The sequence below is a fragment of the Megasphaera paucivorans genome (genome assembly GCF_900103535.1).
GTDB lineage: Bacteria > Bacillota > Negativicutes > Veillonellales > Megasphaeraceae > Megasphaera_A > Megasphaera_A paucivorans.
Genome location: NZ_FNHQ01000014.1, coordinates 23,836 through 44,622 on the forward strand (window position 1 = coordinate 23,836; position 20,787 = coordinate 44,622).

18 protein-coding genes and 1 riboswitch are annotated in these 20,787 nt (G+C 40.9%); of the genes, 12 read left to right on the plus strand and 6 right to left on the minus strand.

The genetic code is table 11. The features are described from left to right. Positions 1-104: 104 nt before the first annotated feature. From BLR11_RS07660 to BLR11_RS07680, 5 genes are all read left to right on the plus strand, one after another. The gene (locus BLR11_RS07660; protein WP_091650275.1) at positions 105-1,070 is read left to right on the plus strand and encodes a C-terminal binding protein; all 966 of its coding nucleotides are present in this window, start codon (positions 105-107) and stop codon (positions 1,068-1,070) included. Positions 1,071-1,193: 123 nt separating this feature from the next. Next, the gene (locus BLR11_RS07665; RefSeq protein WP_091650277.1) at positions 1,194-2,006 is read left to right on the plus strand and encodes a polysaccharide deacetylase family protein; all 813 of its coding nucleotides are present in this window, start codon (positions 1,194-1,196) and stop codon (positions 2,004-2,006) included. 35 nt (positions 2,007-2,041) lie between these two features. Continuing rightward, complete coding sequence (locus BLR11_RS07670; protein WP_091650279.1) at positions 2,042-2,983, plus strand: phosphodiester glycosidase family protein; 942 nt, start codon at positions 2,042-2,044, stop codon at positions 2,981-2,983. 9 nt (positions 2,984-2,992) lie between these two features. Beyond that, positions 2,993-3,892: a hypothetical protein gene (locus BLR11_RS07675; RefSeq protein WP_091650281.1), complete on the plus strand. Its 900-nt coding sequence runs from the start codon at positions 2,993-2,995 to the stop codon at positions 3,890-3,892. Between the two features lie 11 nt (positions 3,893-3,903). Further along, positions 3,904-4,239, plus strand: a complete 336-nt coding sequence (locus BLR11_RS07680; RefSeq protein WP_091650284.1) for a hypothetical protein — start codon at positions 3,904-3,906, stop codon at positions 4,237-4,239. A 72-nt stretch (positions 4,240-4,311) separates the two neighbouring features. Here BLR11_RS07680 and BLR11_RS07685 read toward each other — a convergent pair whose 3' ends face one another. Both BLR11_RS07685 and BLR11_RS07690 read right to left on the minus strand, forming a co-directional pair. Continuing rightward, positions 4,312-5,226, minus strand: coding sequence for a ketopantoate reductase family protein (locus BLR11_RS07685; protein WP_091650286.1), 915 nt, complete (start codon positions 5,224-5,226; stop codon positions 4,312-4,314). A gap of 25 nt (positions 5,227-5,251) precedes the next feature. Then, a complete protein-coding gene (locus tag BLR11_RS07690; RefSeq protein WP_091650289.1) occupies positions 5,252-6,160 on the minus strand; it encodes a ketopantoate reductase family protein in 909 nt (302 codons plus the stop codon). A gap of 237 nt (positions 6,161-6,397) precedes the next feature. Between BLR11_RS07690 and BLR11_RS07695 the strand changes: the two genes are divergently transcribed. The 5 genes from BLR11_RS07695 (at position 6,398) to BLR11_RS07715 (ending at position 11,831) form a co-directional block, all read left to right on the plus strand. Then, positions 6,398-8,329, plus strand: a complete 1,932-nt coding sequence (locus tag BLR11_RS07695) for a heavy metal translocating P-type ATPase (protein WP_091650292.1) — start codon at positions 6,398-6,400, stop codon at positions 8,327-8,329. A 111-nt stretch (positions 8,330-8,440) separates the two neighbouring features. Continuing rightward, positions 8,441-8,884, plus strand: coding sequence for a cupin domain-containing protein (locus tag BLR11_RS07700; protein ID WP_091650295.1), 444 nt, complete (start codon positions 8,441-8,443; stop codon positions 8,882-8,884). Between the two features lie 19 nt (positions 8,885-8,903). Beyond that, the gene (locus BLR11_RS07705) at positions 8,904-9,689 is read left to right on the plus strand and encodes a carbon-nitrogen family hydrolase (RefSeq protein WP_091650297.1); all 786 of its coding nucleotides are present in this window, start codon (positions 8,904-8,906) and stop codon (positions 9,687-9,689) included. A 15-nt stretch (positions 9,690-9,704) separates the two neighbouring features. Next, entirely contained in the window at positions 9,705-10,652 is a 948-nt protein-coding gene (locus tag BLR11_RS07710; RefSeq protein WP_091650299.1) for an AEC family transporter, read from the plus strand. Between the two features lie 12 nt (positions 10,653-10,664). Then, entirely contained in the window at positions 10,665-11,831 is a 1,167-nt protein-coding gene (locus BLR11_RS07715) for an amidohydrolase (RefSeq protein ID WP_091650302.1), read from the plus strand. 56 nt (positions 11,832-11,887) lie between these two features. Here BLR11_RS07715 and BLR11_RS07720 read toward each other — a convergent pair whose 3' ends face one another. The 3 genes from BLR11_RS07720 to mgtA form a co-directional block, all read right to left on the minus strand. Further along, a complete protein-coding gene (locus BLR11_RS07720; RefSeq protein ID WP_091650397.1) occupies positions 11,888-12,241 on the minus strand; it encodes an arsenate reductase family protein in 354 nt (117 codons plus the stop codon). 25 nt (positions 12,242-12,266) lie between these two features. Continuing rightward, positions 12,267-12,755 carry an HD domain-containing protein gene (locus BLR11_RS07725; protein WP_176762911.1) on the minus strand — a complete coding sequence of 163 codons (489 nt, stop codon included), beginning with the start codon at positions 12,753-12,755 and terminating at the stop codon, positions 12,267-12,269. Between the two features lie 119 nt (positions 12,756-12,874). Beyond that, positions 12,875-15,472 (minus strand): magnesium-translocating P-type ATPase, encoded by a 2,598-nt coding sequence (mgtA, locus tag BLR11_RS07730; protein ID WP_218118748.1) that lies wholly within the window; start codon positions 15,470-15,472, stop codon positions 12,875-12,877. Between the two features lie 335 nt (positions 15,473-15,807). Beyond that, positions 15,808-15,969, minus strand: a riboswitch (M-box (ykoK) riboswitch). Between the two features lie 145 nt (positions 15,970-16,114). On the opposite strand from mgtA, the gene BLR11_RS07735 reads away from it, so the two are divergent. Further along, a complete protein-coding gene (locus BLR11_RS07735) occupies positions 16,115-18,022 on the plus strand; it encodes a fructose-1,6-bisphosphatase (protein ID WP_091650309.1) in 1,908 nt (635 codons plus the stop codon). A gap of 113 nt (positions 18,023-18,135) precedes the next feature. Here the strand turns inward: BLR11_RS07735 and gdhA are convergent, their stop codons facing one another. Further along, positions 18,136-19,485: an NADP-specific glutamate dehydrogenase gene (gdhA, locus tag BLR11_RS07740; RefSeq protein ID WP_091650312.1), complete on the minus strand. Its 1,350-nt coding sequence runs from the start codon at positions 19,483-19,485 to the stop codon at positions 18,136-18,138. Between the two features lie 227 nt (positions 19,486-19,712). On the opposite strand from gdhA, the gene BLR11_RS07745 reads away from it, so the two are divergent. Then, entirely contained in the window at positions 19,713-20,483 is a 771-nt protein-coding gene (locus BLR11_RS07745; protein WP_091650313.1) for an SDR family NAD(P)-dependent oxidoreductase, read from the plus strand. Positions 20,484-20,787 lie beyond the last annotated feature (304 nt).

Consider the following 20,787-nt stretch of genomic DNA (forward strand, 5'->3'; position numbering starts at 1 on the left):
GGCTCTTTTTCCTTTTTGGTTGATAATTGCGTTGATTTGTGATATATATTTAAGTGTATATTTGTAACTTCATGAAATTTTTATAAGGAAAAGGGGCCGTGATAATGTATCACATAAGTGTGTTAGGTCATAATGACGACGATGGGTTTGGCGAGAGTTTGGGCGATATTGCGCATGTAGCGTATTGCCCCGCTTTGAATGAAGAGGAATTAGCTGAACAATGCAGAGAGGCGCAGGTGCTTGTCTGTCGAGATGAACCGGTTACGAAGAATTTGCTGGAAAAACTTGATCAGCTGAAACTTATAGTTATCCTATCTGCACGATATGATAATGTCGATTTAGCTGCCGCATTGGCACGTCACGTTACGGTAATACATAATCCCTCATATTGCATAGAAGATATTGCGGATCATACATGTGCTATGATATTGGCGCTGATACGCCAGCTTCCGGAATATCAGGAAGATATCAGAAATAATAATCGGTGGCAGTATGGGACTGTTGCGTGGCCTATACATCGGGTTTCTGATACGGTTATCGGTCTTGTTGGCTTTGGACATATAGGACGTGCCGTGGCTGAACGCATGCAGTGTTTTGGATGTCGTATTGACGCGTATGACCCGTTTGTCAGTGAAAAGATAATGATTAAAAATCGTGTAAAACCTGTTGATTTAGATGTACTATTGGCAGAATGCGATGTTGTATCGCTGCATATGCCTTTGAATGACACCACACAATATATATTTCAAGAAGAACAATTTGAGCAGATGAAACCAGGCAGCATGTTTGTTAATTGCTGCCGAGGCGGTCTTGTTGATGAAGCGGCCTTATATCATGCTGTCGATGATGGTCATATCCGCAGTGCGGCTTTGGACGTCTTGTCGATGGAGCATCCCAGCCCGGTGATGTTGAAAATGATTGATCGTCCGGAATTTTTACTGACACCGCAGTGCAGCTGCCATTCTGTAGAGGCGGAACGAGCATTGAAGAACGATGCCGTTCGTTTTATCCGCGCTTTTTTTGAGGGACGGATGAAGGAATTACCTATTATTACAACCAGGGAAAAATAAGTACAGACATTATATGTATTGTATAGGATTTGCATATATTTCATAAATTTTGTACAATATGACTTAGCGTTAACTTTTTTATGTCTATTGCACTGAATATTATGCAAAGGAGGGTTCATTATCTTGCGCATTTGGAAATGGAGCTGTCTGTTCTTGGTAAGTTGTATGATACTGACAGGGTGCGGCAGCTCGTCTACGCAGAAAGCGGATAGCGGAGTAGCGGCAGGAACTTCGCAAAAACAGGTGGAAATGGCTGTTCCGCCTAAAGGGATTCCCGTTCTCATGTACCACATGATCGGGGAGGTAAAGGATAATGATGCGGTATTGTCGGAAGCGCATTTGCGGGAGCAGATGAAATTTTTAAAAGATAATGATTTCCATCCCATTTCTTTAAATCAGCTATATGAATATATGGTTCATAATAAGCCGGTGCCGGTGCGGCCGGTCGTACTGACTTTTGATGACGGATATCCTGATACGTATTCTATTGTTATGCCGATAATGAAAGAGTACGGATTTAAATGTACCGTGTTTATTCCTACTTATGATGCCGATCAAAGCACGCGGCTTACGTGGAAACAAATTAAAGAGATGCAGGAAAGCGGGATGGTCATAGCCTCCCATGGATATCATCATAACCGGCTGAGTGAGATGAAGGAACATACATTAGATGATGAAATTGAAAAAAGTCAGGAAGAACTGCAGCAGCAGCTGGGAATCACAAATGAATTTTTCTGTTATCCCTATGGGGGCAATAATCCGGCAGCTGAAGCAGCTTTAAAAAAGGCCGGCATTAAATTAGCATTTACCATGAACGGCGGTTGGGCGAAATATGGAGATGATCCGTATGCTGTTAAACGTATATGGATTGGAAATGCTGTAGATATCGCTAATTTTAAGCAACGCGTGACGACAGAACAGTACGATCAACGATAACGTGTTGTCCCAAATCTTTTTTTCAGAGGTTGAGAATGAAAAAATACAAAGAAGTTGCAAAATTTGTTGTTGTACTGCTCCTGTTTTTTACGGTTACATCACCTTTTGTTGTTTTATTTGGTCCTTTTGATAATATTAAGCGGACTGTCGTGGGAGCTATTTTAAAAAGCCGTCATCCGCAATATATTACATGGCTTTTTTCTCAAGATGAGATCGATAAGATACTGGGTGGTATTAGTACAGCACCAAAACAAGAATTGTTTAAGTTTAAGAATCGCACCGATTCTACCTTGAAACTGCAGAAAATTGATTCCAGCCGATTTAAGGGTTTTTTATTGGAAATACCGGACCCTAAAAGAGTTAAGGTGGCAACTGCAGAGAATATGGAAGAAAAGGGTGATACAACCAGCGATATTGCCAAACAAAACAATGCGGTGGCTGCTATCAACGCCGGTGGATTTTACGATGCCAATGGTACGGGCACTGGCCGTAGTCCCTACGGTTTCATTATACATAATGGCAAGTTTTTACTTGGTGCGGATTCCAGTGACAGTGAAGTGAATGAATTTATTGGTTTTAATAAAGACGGAAATCTTCTTGCCGGTAATTATAGCAAGGGAGATTTGATTTCTATGGGTGTGCAGGAAGGTATTTCTTTTGGCCCGGCCTTAATTGTCAATGGACAGAAGATGATCACAAATGGTGATGGCGGCTGGGGTGTTGGTCCGCGTACGGCCATCGGCCAGCGTAAAGATGGTACCGTGTTATTTCTGGTGATTGACGGGAGACAGCCTGGATACGCTATAGGTGCTACTCTCCGCGATTTGCAAAACATTATGTATGAACAGGGTGCTTACATAGCGGCAAATCTTGATGGCGGTTCGAGTTCGACTTTGTTTTTGAACGGTGAGGTTGTGAATAAACCGGCCGATTTGTTGGGGGAACGCATGATTCCGACAGCATTTATCGTAAAATAGGAGGAACGTATGAAGCTAGGAAAGGTTCTTTTGACATTTGCCATCGGGATAGCTATTCAATTGGGTATATATTTTTATTTGGATAGAGTCCTCTTTGCACCAACTTCAGACTTTCAAATTGGCAGTACCAGCCAGCAGGAAGCGGCTGGTTTTGGTGTAGAACCAACAGGACAGTCCTATTATTCTTTTGATAAGCGGTTTATGGCAACTATATTGGATGATCAGGTCAATATTTATGAAGCCGGCAAAAAAGGTGAGCCGCAGCATGTTAGCCTGCATGGCCGGAAGGTATCCTTCTTTGAATGGCTGCCGGATCGGGATTTGGCTATCTTTGCTTCGTATGGAAATGATAGTAAAACCGGGAAATTTGGTGTGTATATAGCGCAATATAATCCGCTGTATCCGGATCATGAGCTGGATACGCCGATTGAAGATGTGCCGCGGGATAGCAAGATTACAGATGTAGCCTATTCTACAGCGACCAATGTCGTGTATATGAAATTGGAAGTAGGAAAAGATCAATATCGCATTTATCGTACAGATGCTAATTATGATACACGGCGCATTCGTGTTCAGGCGGAGAATATTGGCCGGATTTCCGTATTTTATGATCAGGATGTATTTTTCTATGATAATCTGAGAACCGGTGTTGTGTATATGTTTAAAGGCTCAGATAGCAGTTGGCGCACCATTTCTCCCAGTGGGAAATTCCGCTTGATCGGTATTGACGGACAGGAAATATTCATAGCAGAAATGAATAAAGAGGATAATGTCATTGCTGCATATCGCGGCAGACTGGGCGTAGGATTTAAGAAAATAGCAACATACAGTACGCCGGAAGAGTTTTCAAAGATTACATTAAATAGCATGCACGAAGCCTCCGATAAGGCGGATAATGCAAAAAAATAGAGGGCTGTATTATGGCAAAAAATAAAATTCCTAAGAACAGATCATTAAATGAAATGATGGCAGGCATAAAAGAAGAAATTACGTTTGAAAATACGGCATGGGATGATGAAGAAACCGGTAAGCGGCCCGTTGTCAATAGGGCAGGAAAGAAGCAGACCGCGGCAGATTTCCGAGCTCAATTCTTTACCCCTGATTTACAGGAAAAGGTCGGAAATCTCTTGTTGGATATTAAAATGGCCTATTATAAAGATGGCATAGGAGATATTTCTTTTGAAGTGGTGAAAGACGGCCGAAATGTTCTAATCAAGACCGTGCCTAAGACATCCAAAAAATTAAAACAGCAATAAATATAATGGATGATTGACAGTATATATTGCAAAAAGAAGGCGTTCAGGAATTTTTCCCTGAACGCCTTTACTTTATTGTATTTCTTTGATTCGTTGGTTTATTTCATGATAAAACTTTTCAGAAAGCGGAACCGGAATATTTAATTCATTGGCAGTTCGTACCAAATAGCCGCTGAATGTATCCAATTCACTTTGCCGGCGGGCGATTATATCACGAGCCAGTGAACTGGTAGTGTCTTTGTTTTTTTGTTCCGCAACACGTTGGAAGATGGTGTCTGTAAGATCTGCATCAAGATTGACACCTACGCCTTTTCCTACTGCATAAGCCTCTTCTATCAAAATACGAAATTCTGTAAGACGCTGTGGATTTTTAAAAACTTCACCGATAGTACTTTCGTAATATGCGGTAATAACATTATATGCGCAATTAGTGATGTATTTATTCCATAGTTCTACTTGGATATCCTCGGCAATGCGACATTTTAATCCTGGATGATCTAAGAGCGTGTAAACTTTTTCGTTGCAGGAGACATTGTCTGAACCGATAAAAATGCGGGCAAATTTTCCCATTTGCCGAATGGAATAGTCGCTATTGTAAGCAGCATTGATATACATGGTAGAATCCACTATATGACCTGTTTTTATCAGTTTTCGGGCAGCAGCGGCATGATCGACTCCGTTTAGAACAAGTACAATAATGGTATGGTCAGCGATGCAAGGCAGAATTGCCGACACAGCGGCTTCCAGTGAATAATTTTTAACACAGACAAAAATTATATCTTGTATGCCCGTACTTGCTGGATCATCGGTGATGTGCGGATAGGCAGCATGCTCGCCAAAATAATCGCTGTGCAGGATAAGACCATTTTTTTGCAACGATTCCTTACGTTTTTTGCGGGCAATAAGGGTTACCCCTGTGTAATTTGCACAAAGAACAGAAGCTAAATATCCCCCGACACCGCCAATACCTGTTACCATTATTTTCATGATATATTCCTCCGATAGGATAAGACTATTCTGTCATTCCTTTTAATTCCTTATATATTCGTTCAGAAAGGGGCACAGGAACCTCTGATTCGTGAGCTGTTCTTACTAGATAGCCGCTGAAGGTTTCTAATTCAATGGGCAGATGAGCCATAGCATCACGTGCCATGGAACTGGTAGCATCCAAGGTGCGATGCTGCGTCATGCGGTCAAATACAGAATCCGCTAAATCATAAGGAATGGGAATGTTTTTTGCTTCAGCAACAAAGCAGGCTTCTTCAAGCAAAGTATGAAATTCCTGCAGCCGTTCCGGTGGATTTAACAGTCCCCGGGTTGTGCATTGGTAACGTGCTGTAATTGTGTTATATGCGCAGTTGGTGATAAACTTTGTCCACATTTCAACATCCATATTTTGGGGGATAGAGCAATCAAGAATTCCTGCGTGATTTAATAAAGATACAACACACTGCGCGTGTTCTTTATTGGGGGCATCAACTAATACTCTGGCATAGTCGCCGGTTTGTGTAATGGAATAGTCCTCGTTATAGGCTGCGGTAATATATATCAACGCGTTAATAACGATTCCTTCTTTTAAAAAGCGGCAGGTTGTTTCATAGTGGTCAATGCCGTTAAGGATAGGCACAATGATCGTGTGGGAATCGATGCAAGGCTGAATTGCCGTCAACGCCTCGAGCAGTGAAAAATTTTTTACACAGACAAAAATTACATCCTGAATACCTGCGTCGGCAGGATTTTCCAACACGGTGGGATGAAATATTTTTTCTCCCATGCGTTCACTGTGAAGAACGAGACCTTTTTCTTGTAATGCGTGGCATCTTTTTTTGCGGGCAATGAGCGTCACTTCTTTATGATTTGCACACAGGACAGAGGCGATATATCCTCCGACACCGCCAATGCCGGTTACCATCAATTTCATAAAAACCCTTCCTTCCAGTAATAATAAATACTATTTTATTATATATCAAAGCCAAGAAGAAACATAGAAAAGTTTTGTCAAAATTAAAAATATGTTATTTTTTTTAATTTGCTGAAAAATTTTCTTATTTCTTATTTTTGTATGTAGTTGTAAAAAAAAACATATGAACACTTGAACATATATTGAAATAATGATATGATAATGGTACAGAAAATATAATAGAGTGGAGGAGAAAATATGAATAAAGATAGTATTCCTGTTATGGAGGAAGTTTGTGTCTCCGTGAAAAATCATGAACCTGCACATTGTTCTTGTTGTAATCACGACCACGCAGAAAAAAAAAGGAATATTTGGATGGCCGGTTTGGGAATTGCCTTATTTTTACTCACGTTTGTATCCGGAGTAATATCAGAACCATATGATATCATTTTATATAGTATAGCGTATTTACTATTAGGAAAAGATATTCTTCAGTCTGCCGTGTCTAATATGATCCACGGACGTCCGTTTGATGAAACTTTTCTTATGGCGGCTGCGACCTTGGGTGCTTTTGCAATTGGAGAATATCCGGAAGCTGTCGGGGTGATGCTTTTTAGCCGAATTGGAGAAGCTTTTGAGGAACGAGCTGTTGACAAAAGCCGCGGGCAGATTATGAAGGCGGTTGATTTGCGGCCGCAGTCAGTGCAGCGGATTACAGAAAACAATGATTGGGAGACAATCCCAGCAGCGGAGGCCGATATAGGGGATATATTGCTGGTCCGTGTGGGAGATAGAATTCCGCTGGATGGTAAAGTCATTGAGGGCCGCAGTTTTGTTGATACTTCAGCCGTAACAGGAGAACCGGTGCCTGTTTTATGTGAGGAAGGACACCGTGTAATGTCCGGAGGTATTAATACTTCTGGAGTGCTGAAAATAGAGGTCGTAAAAAGATTGTCAGAATCAATGGTTACTAAAATATTAGAATCGGTTGAAACGGCAGCTGCCAATAAACCTAAATTGGATCGGTTTATTACCCGGTTTTCCCGCGTATATACACCCATTGTTGTAGGTATAGCTGTTATGACGGCGCTTATACCTTCGGTAATAACGGGGGAATGGCATCAATGGATTTATACAGCATTGACTTTTTTAGTTATTAGCTGTCCTTGTGCATTGGTACTTAGTGTTCCGTTATCTTTTTTTGCAGGTATAGGAGCGGCTTCTAAACAAGGAATTTTATTTAAAGGCGGTAATGCTGTTGAACAAATGAAACGCATTAAAGTGGTTGTTATGGATAAAACAGGAACTGTTACAAAAGGCAACTTTACCGTGCAAGCTATTATGCCGGAAGGTTCGGCGAAATCGGATGAGATATTGCGTATGTGTGCTTCCGTGGAGCAACTGTCCTTGCATCCGATTGCACAGAGTGTTGTCATGGAAGCAAAAAATAAAAATTTAGTTTTATATAAAACGGTAAAAAATCAAGAGATAGCAGGAGAAGGTATCGTTGCTGAAATAGCGGGAAGTACCGTTTTGTGCGGCAATAAAAAATTAATGGACCGCAATGGGGTGATGATACCATCTATACAAAATCCGGGATACGGATCAGAAGTATTTGTTGCGGTGGATCATATTTTCTGGGGACGTATTATCATTTCCGATACCATTAAACCTGACGCGGCAGCGGCAGTTCGGAAAATTCATGAATTGGGCGCAGTCACGGCCATGCTTACCGGGGATTCACAGGATGCGGCTGCATATATTGCGCGGCAAACAGGCATGGATGAAGTGAAGGCAAAACTGCTGCCGCAGGATAAAGTGGAACATATGGCAGATTTTCGTAAAAAATATGGTCCCGTTATGTTTGTTGGAGATGGCATTAACGATGCTCCGGTTTTAGCTGGAGCTGACGTAGGAGCGGCTATGGGCAGCGGAGCAGATGCGGCTGTAGAAGCTGCGGATGTGGTTTTTCTTAACTCTCAAATGAATGCGGTTCCCCAAGCTATGCATATTGCACGGGAAACGGTAGATATTGCAACGCAAAATATAGCTTTTGCACTTGGCATCAAGGCCATTATTATCGTGTTGGGATTTTTTGGGTATGCCTCTATGTGGGCTGCTGTTTTTGCCGATTCCGGAGTGGCCGCTTTATGTGTATTGAATGCAGCACGTATGTTGTATAAAAAATAACAGGTATGATAAATTTCATATGAGATAGTGTGTTTTATATATCTTTCATTTGCGTAAGCACACTGCCTCGTCTATAATAGAATAATCAATAAAAATGGAGGCGGTACGCGTATGATTCGTCATTTTCATGAAGCTGATTATTCTTGGGATGATGTAGATCGTCTAATATATAAGAATGATGGCAGCCCTTTTAAAGATGTGACGCGCCAAGTTTTGTTCAATGGAATGGGAAATATTCCCTGTCAGCTGCGTTATTTTGAAGTTAAGGCGGGGGGGTACTCTACGCTGGAGCATCATGAACATGTTCATTTGGTAGTTGTTTTCCGAGGACAGGGCCAGGTCCTGCTTGGTGAGCACATACACGATGTAACGTGTGGAGATGTAATTTCTATTGCACCGCAGGAAGTGCATCAGTTTCGTGCTAATAAAGGAGAACCGCTGGGATTTCTCTGTCTGGTCAATGTGGATCGTGATAAAGTTAAGTTACCGACAGCAGAAGAATTGAAAGACATGAAACAGCATCAGGAAATCAAAAATTTTTTTGAAAGCTGCTGACTTGCCGGGAGGGATATATATGAGAGTATCAGCCATACAATTTGCCGTTAAATTAGGTGATGTAGAGTTTAATTATGCTGCCGCCGAACGATTAATATGCAAGGCGGCCGAACAGGGAACGGATAGTGTTGTATTGCCGGAATTGTGGAACACATCTTTTTATCCCCCCAATGTAGAAGAATTGGCGGATACAGATGGGGAGCGGACGAAGCCGTTCTTGGAAAATCTGGCAAAAACATACGGCATAAATATTGTTGGCGGCTCTGTTGCTAACAAGCGCAATGGTCAGTTGTACAATACTACCTTTATTGTGGATCGGAAAGGTACTATGGTGTCGTCATATGATAAGGTGCATTTGTTTACCCCGGGAAAAGAAGAAAAAGTCTTTACTGCAGGAAATGCTGTGAATGTTTTTTCCTTAGACGAAGTGCAGATGGCGTCGGTTATTTGTTATGATATTCGGTTTTGTGAATGGGTAAGAAAGGCAGCACTTTCAGGGATTCAACTTCTTTTTGTGCCGGCAGCTTGGCCGTATCCGCGATTAAATCACTGGCAAATTCTGAATCAGGCCCGTGCGATTGAGAACCAATTGTTTATTGCTGCTGTCAATAGCTGCGGTACTGCCGGAACGCTGAAATTCTGCGGACATACGATGCTGATCGATCCTTGGGGGAAAATAATCGCGCAAGGAGAAGATGAGGAGCGAATTGTTGCCGCAGATCTGGATTTTTCAGTAATTAAAAGTATTCGGGATAAAATCAATGTGTTTCATGATCGACGGCCGGAGCTCTACAATATAGAATAAAAGAAGGTTGATGAGATGGAAGGAGCTATTCACGGCTTACAGGGGATATTCGAAGTATTATTTATTATTGGAATCGGCTTTGTCTTAGCTAAAAAGAACTGGTTTGATACAGCCAGCAGCGCGCTGCTTACACGTTTTATTATGAAAATTTCTCTTCCTTTATATTTGTTTTGCAATATTCAGAAGGATTTTACCCGAGAATCTTTGCTGGCTATGGCGCCGGACTTAGTACTTCCTTTTGCATCTATTATAGCAGCCTATATTGTAGGCCGCATAGTTGTAAAAATTCTGCATATTCATAAAGATCGCCAAGGCTTGTTTATCGTGTTCTTCTTTATTGCCAATACGATTTTTATCGGGCTGCCTGTTAATCTGGCTTTATTTGGTCCGCAAAGCATTCCTTCCGTTATGCTGTATTACATGGCCAATACGGTTATGTTTTGGACGCTGGGAGTATATCATATCGTCAATGATACCATGGCCGGCAAATCGGGCATGTCAATGTTTTCCCTGCAGGCCTTAAAAAAAGTTTTTTCACCGCCGTTATTAGGATTTTTGGTTGGACTTGCGATGACTTTATTCGATTTACGGGTACCTGATTTTGTTATAGCTTCTTTTCAATATGTAGGGAATGTAGCGACGCCTATGGCGTTGATTGTTATTGGTATAGAAATGAGTACTATTCCGTTAACCCAGATTACTTGGGACCGGGATGTTATTGGCGCACTTATTGGCCGGTTTGTTGTTTGTCCTGCCTGTGTTCTTATCTTGCTGCCGTTTATTCCCGTAACGGATATGTCGGCAAAGGTATTTACCATGCAGGCCAGTATGCCGGCTATGACCAACATGACTATCGTTGCTAAGTCTGTGGGCGCGGATGTGGAATATTCCACAGCGGTAAGTTTCATTTCTATTATATTAGGGATGCTTGTTATTCCTATATATATGTTTATTGTCGGTTAACAGGAGGAAGATATGTCTTTAGAAAGTATAATGGAAGAAAATTTAAAAAAACACAGCCGTGCTGCGTACTGCATTAATTCAAAAATTGCAAATGATCCGGAATTATCCGGCGAAGAATATCATGCCTGTGCGACATATGTAAAAGAGTGCCGCGATTTGGGAATGAAGGTAGAAGAGCATTTTAATGGACAGGCGACAGCCTTTAAAGCAAGTATTAAGCGCAGTATTCATCCGGTTATGAAAATTGCTCTTTTAGCGGAGTATGATGCCTTGCCTGATATTGGACATGGGTGCGGACACTCTGCCAATGGAGCTATGAGCTTTTTGGCGGCAGCAGCATTTCATGACATGGAAGATATTCCAGTGGATATTGACCTTATCGGTACACCTGATGAAGAATTGCGGGGCGGTAAGGTGGTCATGTGCAAACAAAATATATTTAAAGAATATGATTTGGCTATGATGGTTCATGTTTCTCCTAATGAGACAACCCCTAATTCCCGTTTCTTGGCATTAAGCGATTATCGTATCAAATTTCATGGACAGACGGCGCATGCTGCGGCGCAGCCTTGGCAGGGACGCAATGCTTTGAATGGAGCCATGCTGGCTTTGCATGCAGTGGATATGCTGCGTCAACATGTACGTCCGGAAACCCGTATTGGATCATATATAGTTCATGGGGGAACGGCATCTAATATTGTTCCGGATTATTCTGAAGTGGAATGCTGTATTCGCCATACGCAGCGAAAATATCTTGATACTGTTATTGCTAAGGTTATGAATTGTTTTAAAGGAGCGGCTATTGCCACGGAAACGACCTATGAGGTGGAAGAATGGGGATATGCATTTGATGATATGCTTTGGAATGAAACTGCAACGGAGGCAGTTCGGCAGGTTTTACGGGACATGCATATACCCTTTCAAGAAGAACGTGATGGAGGAAGCTCTGATATTGGCAATGTAAGTCATCAATGTCCGGCTGTTCATATAGAGCTTGCTATGGGTAATACTTTCTATCCGGGACATTCTAGGGAAATTGCCGATATGGTAAAAAATAAGAATATAGAATCTACTATTTTACAAGGTGCCCATATCATGGTGAAAACAATTTTGAGGATGGCATCGGATGAAGTTGTAAGAAATAGTATGAAAAAAGAATTTTCAGAAGCCTGTCAATAAACTATAAAACGGTTCTGCGTAGTCATTTATACAACCGACTAAACAGAACCGTTTTTTTATTGTTGCAATTTTTCTGCCCACTCCGATTCTTTAAAACCTACAAGTATCGTTGTATCATCGATAAGAAGCGGGCGTTTGACCAGCATCCCATTTGTTGCCAGCAACGCATATTGCTCACTTTCACTCATGGAGGGGAGTTTTTCCTTTAACTGTAGTTCCCGGTAAGGGATACCACTGGTGTTGAAAAAACGTTTTAGAGGAAGACCGCTGCGCTTGTGCCATTTTTGTAATTCTTCTGCTGTAGGATTATTGATTTTGATATCACGAAAATCAAAACTGATGTTTCTTTCTTCCAGCCATTTTTTTGCTTTTTGGCAGGTCGTACATTTAGGATAGCAAATAAATATCATCATAATGCAGCCTCCTTATAAAAAATTAAATATTGTATATAGTTTTTAATAACAGTGTTCCGTTTTTTGTTTTGAATAACCGGGCTGCTGCTGTTTTGATAGCAGAGGGAGTCAGATTATCTTCGTACGCATTTACGAGAAAATCAGCTTCTATAAGAATCTGATAATCAACACCATCTACTTGATTATATGTGTGGTGATGCCCGATGAGAAAACATACCCGGTCTATGAATTGCGGCGAACAGGAGAACTCCTCCAGTATTTGATGAGCGATAGCAGGACCTTCTATTTCCTGATAATTTCCGGCAGAACTGCCGTATTTTTCTTCTGCAGCATGGATACCGATATCATGCAGGATAGCAGCCGATTCCAGTGCTTCTTGCTGTGCGGCAGGTATTTTTTCCAAGGTTCCTATAAGCGCGGCGAATTGATATACTTTGAGAAAGTGTTGAATACGCCGTGCATCGCCGCTGTCAAATTCAATTGCTTTTTGTATTAGTTGAGAGATATGCATCAGTCAAGCTCCTTTATAGGATGTTTTTTTTATATTATATAACTGTTGCAGTCTTATGACTAGTAAAAAAACAAGATAAATGGCTCTCGGCAGGGAGACTATTGGAATCGTTTATGTGGTTATAGCAACTCTCCATATTTCTTTACATAAAGATTTTTTCTAAAAGTAACCAGAATCATATATCCTGCAATAATAATACTTAGTAAAATAAAGTAAGAAAACGGCAGAGAATGAAGTCCGATAGCATTGCCCAGTGTGGTGAAAGGTATCAGCGTCAATATGGCAATTCCCATAAAGGTAAGCAGGGTTACTTGCCAAGAAGCATGACTTTGGAAAAAAGGAATTTTAGGTGTTCGCAGCATATGAATAACTAATGTTTGACTCCACATGGATTCAATAAACCAACCGGTTTGAAAAAGAGAAATAAAAAGCAACTGCTGATTTTCGCCAAGTGAGTAGTAAGATCCGCCGCATATAGCGGGGCAAACGATAAAATACATAAGAATATAAGTTGCAATATCAAAAATAGAACTGATAGGACCTAAATCTATCATAAAACGACTGATGGAAAGGGCATCCCATTTCCGCGGCATATTGAGGTAATCTATATCTACATTGTCCCATGGAATTGCTGTACAGGAAATGTCATAAATCATATTCAGCAGAATAAGGTGAATTGCCGACATAGGAAGAAATGGCAGGAAAGCGCTCGCAATGAGAACAGAAAACATATTGCCAAAGTTTGATGAAGCGGTCATTTTAATATATTTAATCATATTGGCATAGGTCTTTCGGCCTTCCAGGATACCTTTTTCCAAAACAAGAAGATTTTTTTCCAACAAGATGACGTCTGCCGATTCTTTTGCAATATCTACGGCGGTGTCAACAGAAATACCGACATCAGCTGCTTTCATTGCAACTGCATCATTGATACCATCTCCCATATATCCGACGCTATGACCGTTTTTTCGCAGCGCAGTTACGACTCGTTCTTTTTCTGTAGGGGATAATTTGGCGAAAATCGTTGTTTTTTCTGCTTTTTGGCATAACATCGCGTCGTCCATACCCGCTAGTTCCGAACCGAGCAGTATTCCTTCTATAGTAAGTCCGACCTGCTGACAGATACATTGTGTTACTTTTTCATTATCACCGGTTAAAATTTTGACGGTAACTCCGGAATCATGTAATGCTTTGATTGCAGCAGCCGTTGTTTCCTTGGGAGGATCAAGAAATGCGAGATACCCGATAAGGACCATGTCTGCTTCATCTGCAGTAGAAAAAGAATCAACAGGAGACGGATTTGTTTTTTGAGCAACTCCAAGGACGCGCATGCCTTTGCTGTTAAGTTTATCTACGTGGTTAAGAACTAGTTGCTTCATAGGTTCTGTCAGTTCCATAACTTGATTTTGATATTCTACATACGAAGAGATGCGGAGCATTTCTTCAATGGCACCTTTGGTAATGAGTTGTGTCTTTCCCGTGGTGTCGGCGACGACAACGCTCATACGGCGCCGTTCAAAGTCAAACGGAATTTCATCGACCTTGTTGTATTTATCTTCAATAACAGCATGAGAACCGTCTGTTTTGACCAATTCTTTTGTTCGGTCGATGATAGCGATATCCATAAGATTTTTTAGGCCCGTTTGATAGTAACTGTTTAAAAAAGCATGACGCAGGACTCGCGTATCTTCATTTCCTGTAATATCTAAATGGCATTCAAGCACTACTTTATCCTGTGTAAGGGTGCCCGTTTTGTCGGTACATAGGATATCCATGGATCCAAGGTTTTGTATGGCATTCAGATTTTTGATGATAACTTGTTCCTGTGACATAGCAACGGCCCCTTTGGCAAGACAGGTGGTTACGATCATAGGAAGCATTTCCGGAGTTAACCCGACTGCAACGGAAATAGCAAATAAAGCGGCATTCATCCAATCACCCTTGGTAAAGCCATTAATGAACAGTACGACAGGTACCATAATCAGCATGAATCGAATAAGGACCCAGGACACCGAATTGACGCCTTTATCAAAGGTGGTAGCCACGGGTTTCTTATTTAAATGTTTGGCAATTTGGCCCAGCATAGTCGCATTTCCTACCGTTTGGACAATGGCTATGCCGCTGCCGCTGACAACAGTACTGCCCATAAAAACTAAGTTTTTGTTTTCGGGTGAGATTTCTTCACTGCCGGCATACACGCCTGTTTTTTCCAGCGGTTCACTTTCACCGGTAAGTGCCGATTGACTGATAAAAAGGTCTTTGGCGGTTATAATCTGCATGTCGGCAGGAATCATATCGCCAGCCGAAATATAAACGATATCGTCAACCACGATTTCGCTTATGGGAATTTCTTGTTTTCCTGATTCTTGACGTTCTATGCAGGCTGTAGTTTGTATCATATCGCTCAATTTTGAGGCGGCATTTCCTGAACGGGTTTCTTGTACAAAACGAAGGATACCGGAAATGAGAACCATAGTAGTAATAATGCCGACTGTAGTCGGATTCGCTTCCCCGGGTTCTGCCATAATAATGTCGGTAAAAGCCGATACAACAGCTAAAATGAATAGTACGATAGTAAAAGGATTGATAAAAGCATTGACTATACGTTTTGACAAAGGAATTTTTTTGCCGTGTGTTACGGCATTGGTACCAAATCGTTGACGCGATTCAAGTACTTGTTTTGCCGTCAGTGCAGATGCCGTTAGTGTTTTTTTCATAAGTCTGTACCTCCTGTGGTAAATGATGGCGTAAGCCATTGTTGGAGAACACAGACACAAGTCCGAAAAAACTACGTATTTATTTTATAAGGCTGCGGGTAAGAAAATAGGCAGCTTTCTGACAATACATAATTCTCTCGGGGTTGTGTCGTATTACTGCCTCCAGCTTCCATTTTTCTCACCTCACTTCATTAATTGGTATAATAAAAAGAATAGTTAATTTGGCAGAGTATAGTAAAATCAGAATTAGAAAAATTCAGGATACCAAAATCAACAAAACTGCCAAAAAATAAAAAGCCATACAATCTAAACGATTGCATGACTTAAAATAACAGCACATATTGCAACCGTTTGAGCTTTGGCTCAATAGGGCGATGTAACTGCATTATTCAATGCCTTGGCTTCGACATTGACTGTTCAGACCGTCTTATGATGTCTCCATCATTTCGTGGCAGCAGTCCGTATCCCTATAGTAGCCTCACTTATCGGAGTGTTGATTCATGGAGTAGTATACTTGATAACTTATTTGAAGTCAAGTCTTTGCAGGAAGTTTATATATTTATTCGCAATTTAGACGAGAATCGTGATATGATAATAATAACAATGTACGGCCGAATAAAATAAAGATGGGGTTGAGTTATTATGAAAAATGAGGAAGAATTTTCAGCCGAATATCTAAAATATCTGGAGTTGTTGTCACAATCATTCCCTACGCAGCAGGCAACTTTTACAGAAATCATAAATTTGCAGGCTATTGTCAATCTTCCTAAAGGAACAGAACATTTTATGAGTGATCTTCATGGAGAATATGAAGCCTTTTACCATATTTTGAATAATTGTTCCGGGGTAATTCGTGAAAAGGTTGAAACCATTTTTGCTAATTCTATGACAACTGAAGAACAGGACGATTTATTGACTTTAATTTATTATCCTAAAGAAAAACTGGATTTATTGAACCGTAAACATAAAGTGAATGATACGTGGCGCATCCAAACGCTGCATCATTTACTGCGTCTGGCTAAATTATTATCTTCAAAATATACCCGCTCTAAAGTGCGTAAATCTATGCCTGAAGAATTCCGCTTCGTTATTGATGAATTGATACATGCACAGTCCGATGAAGATAATAATCGTCATGTATACCATACAAAAATTCTTGACACCATTATTGAAACGGGCAGCACGAGAGAATTTATATATGCCTTGGCCGCACTCATTAAACGATTGGCTGTGGATCATCTTCATATCATCGGAGATATTTATGATCGAGGCGGTCATGCCGATAAAATTATGGATAACTTGATGCAGCATCATTCGCTTGATATTCAATGGGGAAATCATGATATTCTTTGGATGGGAGCTGCTGCTGGCAGTGATGCCTGTATTGCCAATGTATTACGAAATAATATCCGCTATAATAATCTGGAAATATTAGAAAGCGGATATGGTATCAGTCTGCGGCCTTTGGCACTTTTTGCTAGAGATACGTATACGAAAGAAGATAATATCGATCCGCTGGTAAAGGCTATCAATGTAATTTTATTTAAACTTGAAGGACAAACGATTATCCGTCATCCGGAGTATAATATGGATGACCGGCTTTTGTTCCATAAAATGAATCTTAAAGAAGGAACCATTGCTATTGATGGAGGAACCTATCCATTGAAAAGCATCGATTTTCCAACACGTAATCCGATAGATCCGTATACGTTGTCACCGGAAGAACACCAAATCGTTATTGATTTGCGTACGGCTTTTTTGGAAAGTGAGCGCTTAGCCCGCCATATGAGTTTTCTTTATAGTCATGGATCTATGTATCGCTGCTTTAACGGAAATCTTTTATTTCACGGAGGAATACCCATCAATGAGGATGGAACATTTCGTGAAATGTTTTATAATGGCAGGTCATATAAAGGAAAGACGTTTATGGATTATGCAGATCGCATAGCACGCAAGGCATATGAACAACGCGATCAGGATAGCCTGGATTATATGTGGTATCTTTGGTGTGGAGATAAGTCTCCTGTTTCCGGACGTGTGGTTAAGACTTTTGAACGGACATATATTGAAGATAAAAGGACTTGGGAAGAGCCGCAGGATCCTTATTATACGTGGGAAAAGGATCCAGATACGTGTGTTCGGATTCTCCATGAATTTGGTATTGATTCTCCGCAGGGGCACATTATTAACGGTCATACACCGGTAAAGGTGGTACAAGGAGAAAGTCCTATCCGGGCAGGAGGGAAAGTGCTTTGTATTGATGGCGGTTTTTGCCGGGCCTATCAATCATCTACGGGCATTGCCGGATATACGCTGATTTTCAACTCTCACGGAATGCGCATAAAAGCGCATTACCCGTTTAAAGATGTTCATCAAGTCCTTATGACCAATGCCGATATTGGTTCCGATTCAACACAAGTGGAAATGGAACCGCAGCGTGTTATGATTGGTGATACAGATAATGGGAAAAAAATATTGACGATGATTGAAGATTTGAAAGCTCTCCTCTGTGCCTATCGCAATGGGCTGATTTTGGAACGAAAAGTATAAAAACAAGTAATGTATGATGGTATATAGAAAAAATACAGGGCTGAGCGAAAAGAAAATCAAATATTTCGCTCAACCCTGTATTAATATAGTTTTTCCTTACGTCGGTATCGATTTTAATAATTTCCTTGTGCAATCATAGCGTCGGCTACCTTGAGGAAGGCAGTAATATTGGCACCAGCAACAAGGTCACCTTCTACGCCATATTTTTTTGCGTTTGTTTTAGCTTGGTGATAAATACTTGTCATAATATTTTTAAGTTTTTGATCAACTGCTTCAAAATCCCATTCCAACCGTGCAGAATTTTGACACATTTCTAATGCGGAAACAGCAACGCCGCCGGCATTTGCGGCTTTTGCCTGAATAAAAAGGACGCCGTGTTCTTGGAAATATTGAATGGCTTCCAATGAAGAAGGCATGTTGGCTCCTTCGGCGACAGCTATTACTCCGTTTTTTACAAGTGCGGCAGCACTTGCAAGATCCAGTTCATTTTGTGTGGCACAAGGAAGTGCGATGTCGCATTTTACATTCCATTCGCTGAACGGATCTTCGTGATATTCTGCATGAGGATGATGCGTTATATATTCTTGAATGCGGGCCCGGCGAACTTCTTTGATATCTTTCACGAGAGCAAGGTCAATGCCGGAAGGGTCATAAATATACCCATTGGAATCGGAGCAGGTCACGACCTTGGCACCTAATTCCTGCGCTTTTTGGATGGCATAAATGGCAACATTGCCGGAACCGGATACCGCGATGGTTTTGCCTTTTATATCGATGTTGTTGTCGTCAAGCATTTCCTTTACGAGGTAAAGAAGACCATACCCGGTAGCCTCTGTACGCACAAGGCTGCCGCCGTAGGTTAAGCCTTTACCGGTAAGTACACCGGCATCATTGGCATTGCGAAGCCGTTTATATTGCCCGAAAAGATAACCGATTTCCCGTCCGCCTACACCGATATCACCCGCAGGAACATCGGTATTAAGTCCGATATGGCGCTGCAATTCCGTCATAAAGCTTTGACAAAAGCGCATGACTTCTTTGTCTGATTTTCCTTTTGGATCAAAGTCAGAGCCACCTTTGCCGCCGCCGATGGGAAGACCCGTCAGCGCATTTTTAAAAATTTGTTCAAATGCTAAGAATTTTAGAATGCTAAGAGTTACAGTGGGATGAAAGCGCAAACCGCCTTTATACGGACCGATGGCGCTATTTGCCTGAACTCTATATCCACGATTGATATGGAGTTCTCCTTTATCATCTTCCCAGGGAACACGGAAGATAACGATGCGTTCCGGTTCGACCAGACGTTCAAGAATTTTAGCGTTATAATACTTCGGGTCACTTTCCAAAACGGGTATAATTGATGTCAATACTTCGCGTACGGCATTGTGGAATTCTTTTTGTTCAGGGTCTCTTGAAACTACCATTTCTAATACGTTATTAACATACTTGTTCATATCTGCCATGTGTATTCGCTCCTTTGGGCTTATATCGATAATACAAGTTACAGTATACAATAAAATTAAAAATAATCAAAATAATTTTAATAAAAATACTGTATACAAGATAAAATTATATATATTATTCTGGAAAAACATAATAAAAATAACTATAATGCAATTTTAATGACGAAACGATAGCGCTTTTACATTAGAAAATAGTTTTGGCAGGTCATTTTTTAGGGGGAATATATATGAGAATTGCATTGATAACAGGCGCATCTAGTGGATTAGGGTACGAATTTGTCATGCAAATAGATCAATTACGGACAGTAGATGAAATTTGGGGGATTGCGCGTAGCAAGGAAGCCTTAGATAGTTTAGGAAAACAGATACAAACGCCCTTTCGATCTATTGTACTGGATTTAACGCAGCAGTCATCCTTGGAAATTCTTCAGCATATATTTGATAAAGAACGACCGATAGTAGATATCGCGGTTAATGCTGCCGGTTTTGGCCGAATTGGATATGGGCAGGACATTCCGATTTTTGATAGTATGGCAATGATAGACTTGAATTGCAAGGCCGTTGTATGGGTTACGGAAATGGTAATTCCGTATATGGCAAGTCATGGAAGAATATTGGAAATTTGTTCGGCTTCGGCATTTCAACCGCTGCCGTATTTAAATGTCTATGCTGCAAGCAAAGCATTTCTTTATCATTATAGTTGCGCTCTTCACGAAGAATTGCGTAACCACGATATTGTGGTTACGGCCATCTGTCCTTATTGGATCAAGGATACGGAATTTATCAAAAAAGCCAAAAAAACGGAAAAGAAAGCCTATGTGACAAATTATCTATTTTCTTTACAGGGTAAAAGCGTTGTACGGCAGGCACTTAGAGATTCTTCTTTGGGACATATGACTTCTGTACCTGGCTTGATTAGTAAAGCTGGACTTATTTTATCAAAAATCATGACAGTGCAAAGTAGTATGAAGTTGTGGGAATTTTTTCGCAAGCTGTGAATTTGACAGTGTGTTTAGGGTGCTATATACTAAAGCTGGTTTACTTGTGAAGTGAGGGGGAGCGCCCTGGCTTTGCTGCAGAACATATATAGTGATGACCAATATGCGATGGGAGCCTGTATGACAGGTTGAGAGGATACTGTTAGTATCGACCGCTTACTCTTCCGGAGGTGCGCATTTTTGGCGTTTTTTAGGGCGGGTAAGAGAACCGCTCTTTTTTTGCTGCTATTTTTGATTTTATGGAAAAGTGAATAAAGGCAATTAAAATTATTTTATTTTGAAAGTATGATACAGGAGGGAATAC

Bases quoted from the DNA above. Each gene is read 5' to 3' on its own strand.
- BLR11_RS07660 (WP_091650275.1), top strand. From the start codon at position 105: ATGTATCACATAAGTGTGTTAGGTCATAATGACGACGATGGGTTTGGC.
- BLR11_RS07670 (WP_091650279.1), top strand. From the start codon at position 2,042: ATGAAAAAATACAAAGAAGTTGCAAAATTTGTTGTTGTACTGCTCCTG.
- BLR11_RS07675 (WP_091650281.1), top strand. From the start codon at position 2,993: ATGAAGCTAGGAAAGGTTCTTTTGACATTTGCCATCGGGATAGCTATT.
- BLR11_RS07680 (WP_091650284.1), top strand. From the start codon at position 3,904: ATGGCAAAAAATAAAATTCCTAAGAACAGATCATTAAATGAAATGATG.
- BLR11_RS07685 (WP_091650286.1), bottom strand. From the start codon at position 5,226: ATGAAAATAATGGTAACAGGTATTGGCGGTGTCGGGGGATATTTAGCT.
- BLR11_RS07690 (WP_091650289.1), bottom strand. From the start codon at position 6,160: ATGAAATTGATGGTAACCGGCATTGGCGGTGTCGGAGGATATATCGCC.
- BLR11_RS07695 (WP_091650292.1), top strand. From the start codon at position 6,398: ATGAATAAAGATAGTATTCCTGTTATGGAGGAAGTTTGTGTCTCCGTG.
- BLR11_RS07700 (WP_091650295.1), top strand. From the start codon at position 8,441: ATGATTCGTCATTTTCATGAAGCTGATTATTCTTGGGATGATGTAGAT.
- BLR11_RS07705 (WP_091650297.1), top strand. From the start codon at position 8,904: ATGAGAGTATCAGCCATACAATTTGCCGTTAAATTAGGTGATGTAGAG.
- BLR11_RS07710 (WP_091650299.1), top strand. From the start codon at position 9,705: ATGGAAGGAGCTATTCACGGCTTACAGGGGATATTCGAAGTATTATTT.
- BLR11_RS07715 (WP_091650302.1), top strand. From the start codon at position 10,665: ATGTCTTTAGAAAGTATAATGGAAGAAAATTTAAAAAAACACAGCCGT.
- BLR11_RS07720 (WP_091650397.1), bottom strand. From the start codon at position 12,241: ATGATATTTATTTGCTATCCTAAATGTACGACCTGCCAAAAAGCAAAA.
- BLR11_RS07725 (WP_176762911.1), bottom strand. From the start codon at position 12,755: ATGCATATCTCTCAACTAATACAAAAAGCAATTGAATTTGACAGCGGC.
- mgtA (WP_218118748.1), bottom strand. From the start codon at position 15,472: ATGAAAAAAACACTAACGGCATCTGCACTGACGGCAAAACAAGTACTT.
- BLR11_RS07735 (WP_091650309.1), top strand. From the start codon at position 16,115: ATGAAAAATGAGGAAGAATTTTCAGCCGAATATCTAAAATATCTGGAG.
- gdhA (WP_091650312.1), bottom strand. From the start codon at position 19,485: ATGGCAGATATGAACAAGTATGTTAATAACGTATTAGAAATGGTAGTT.
- BLR11_RS07745 (WP_091650313.1), top strand. From the start codon at position 19,713: ATGAGAATTGCATTGATAACAGGCGCATCTAGTGGATTAGGGTACGAA.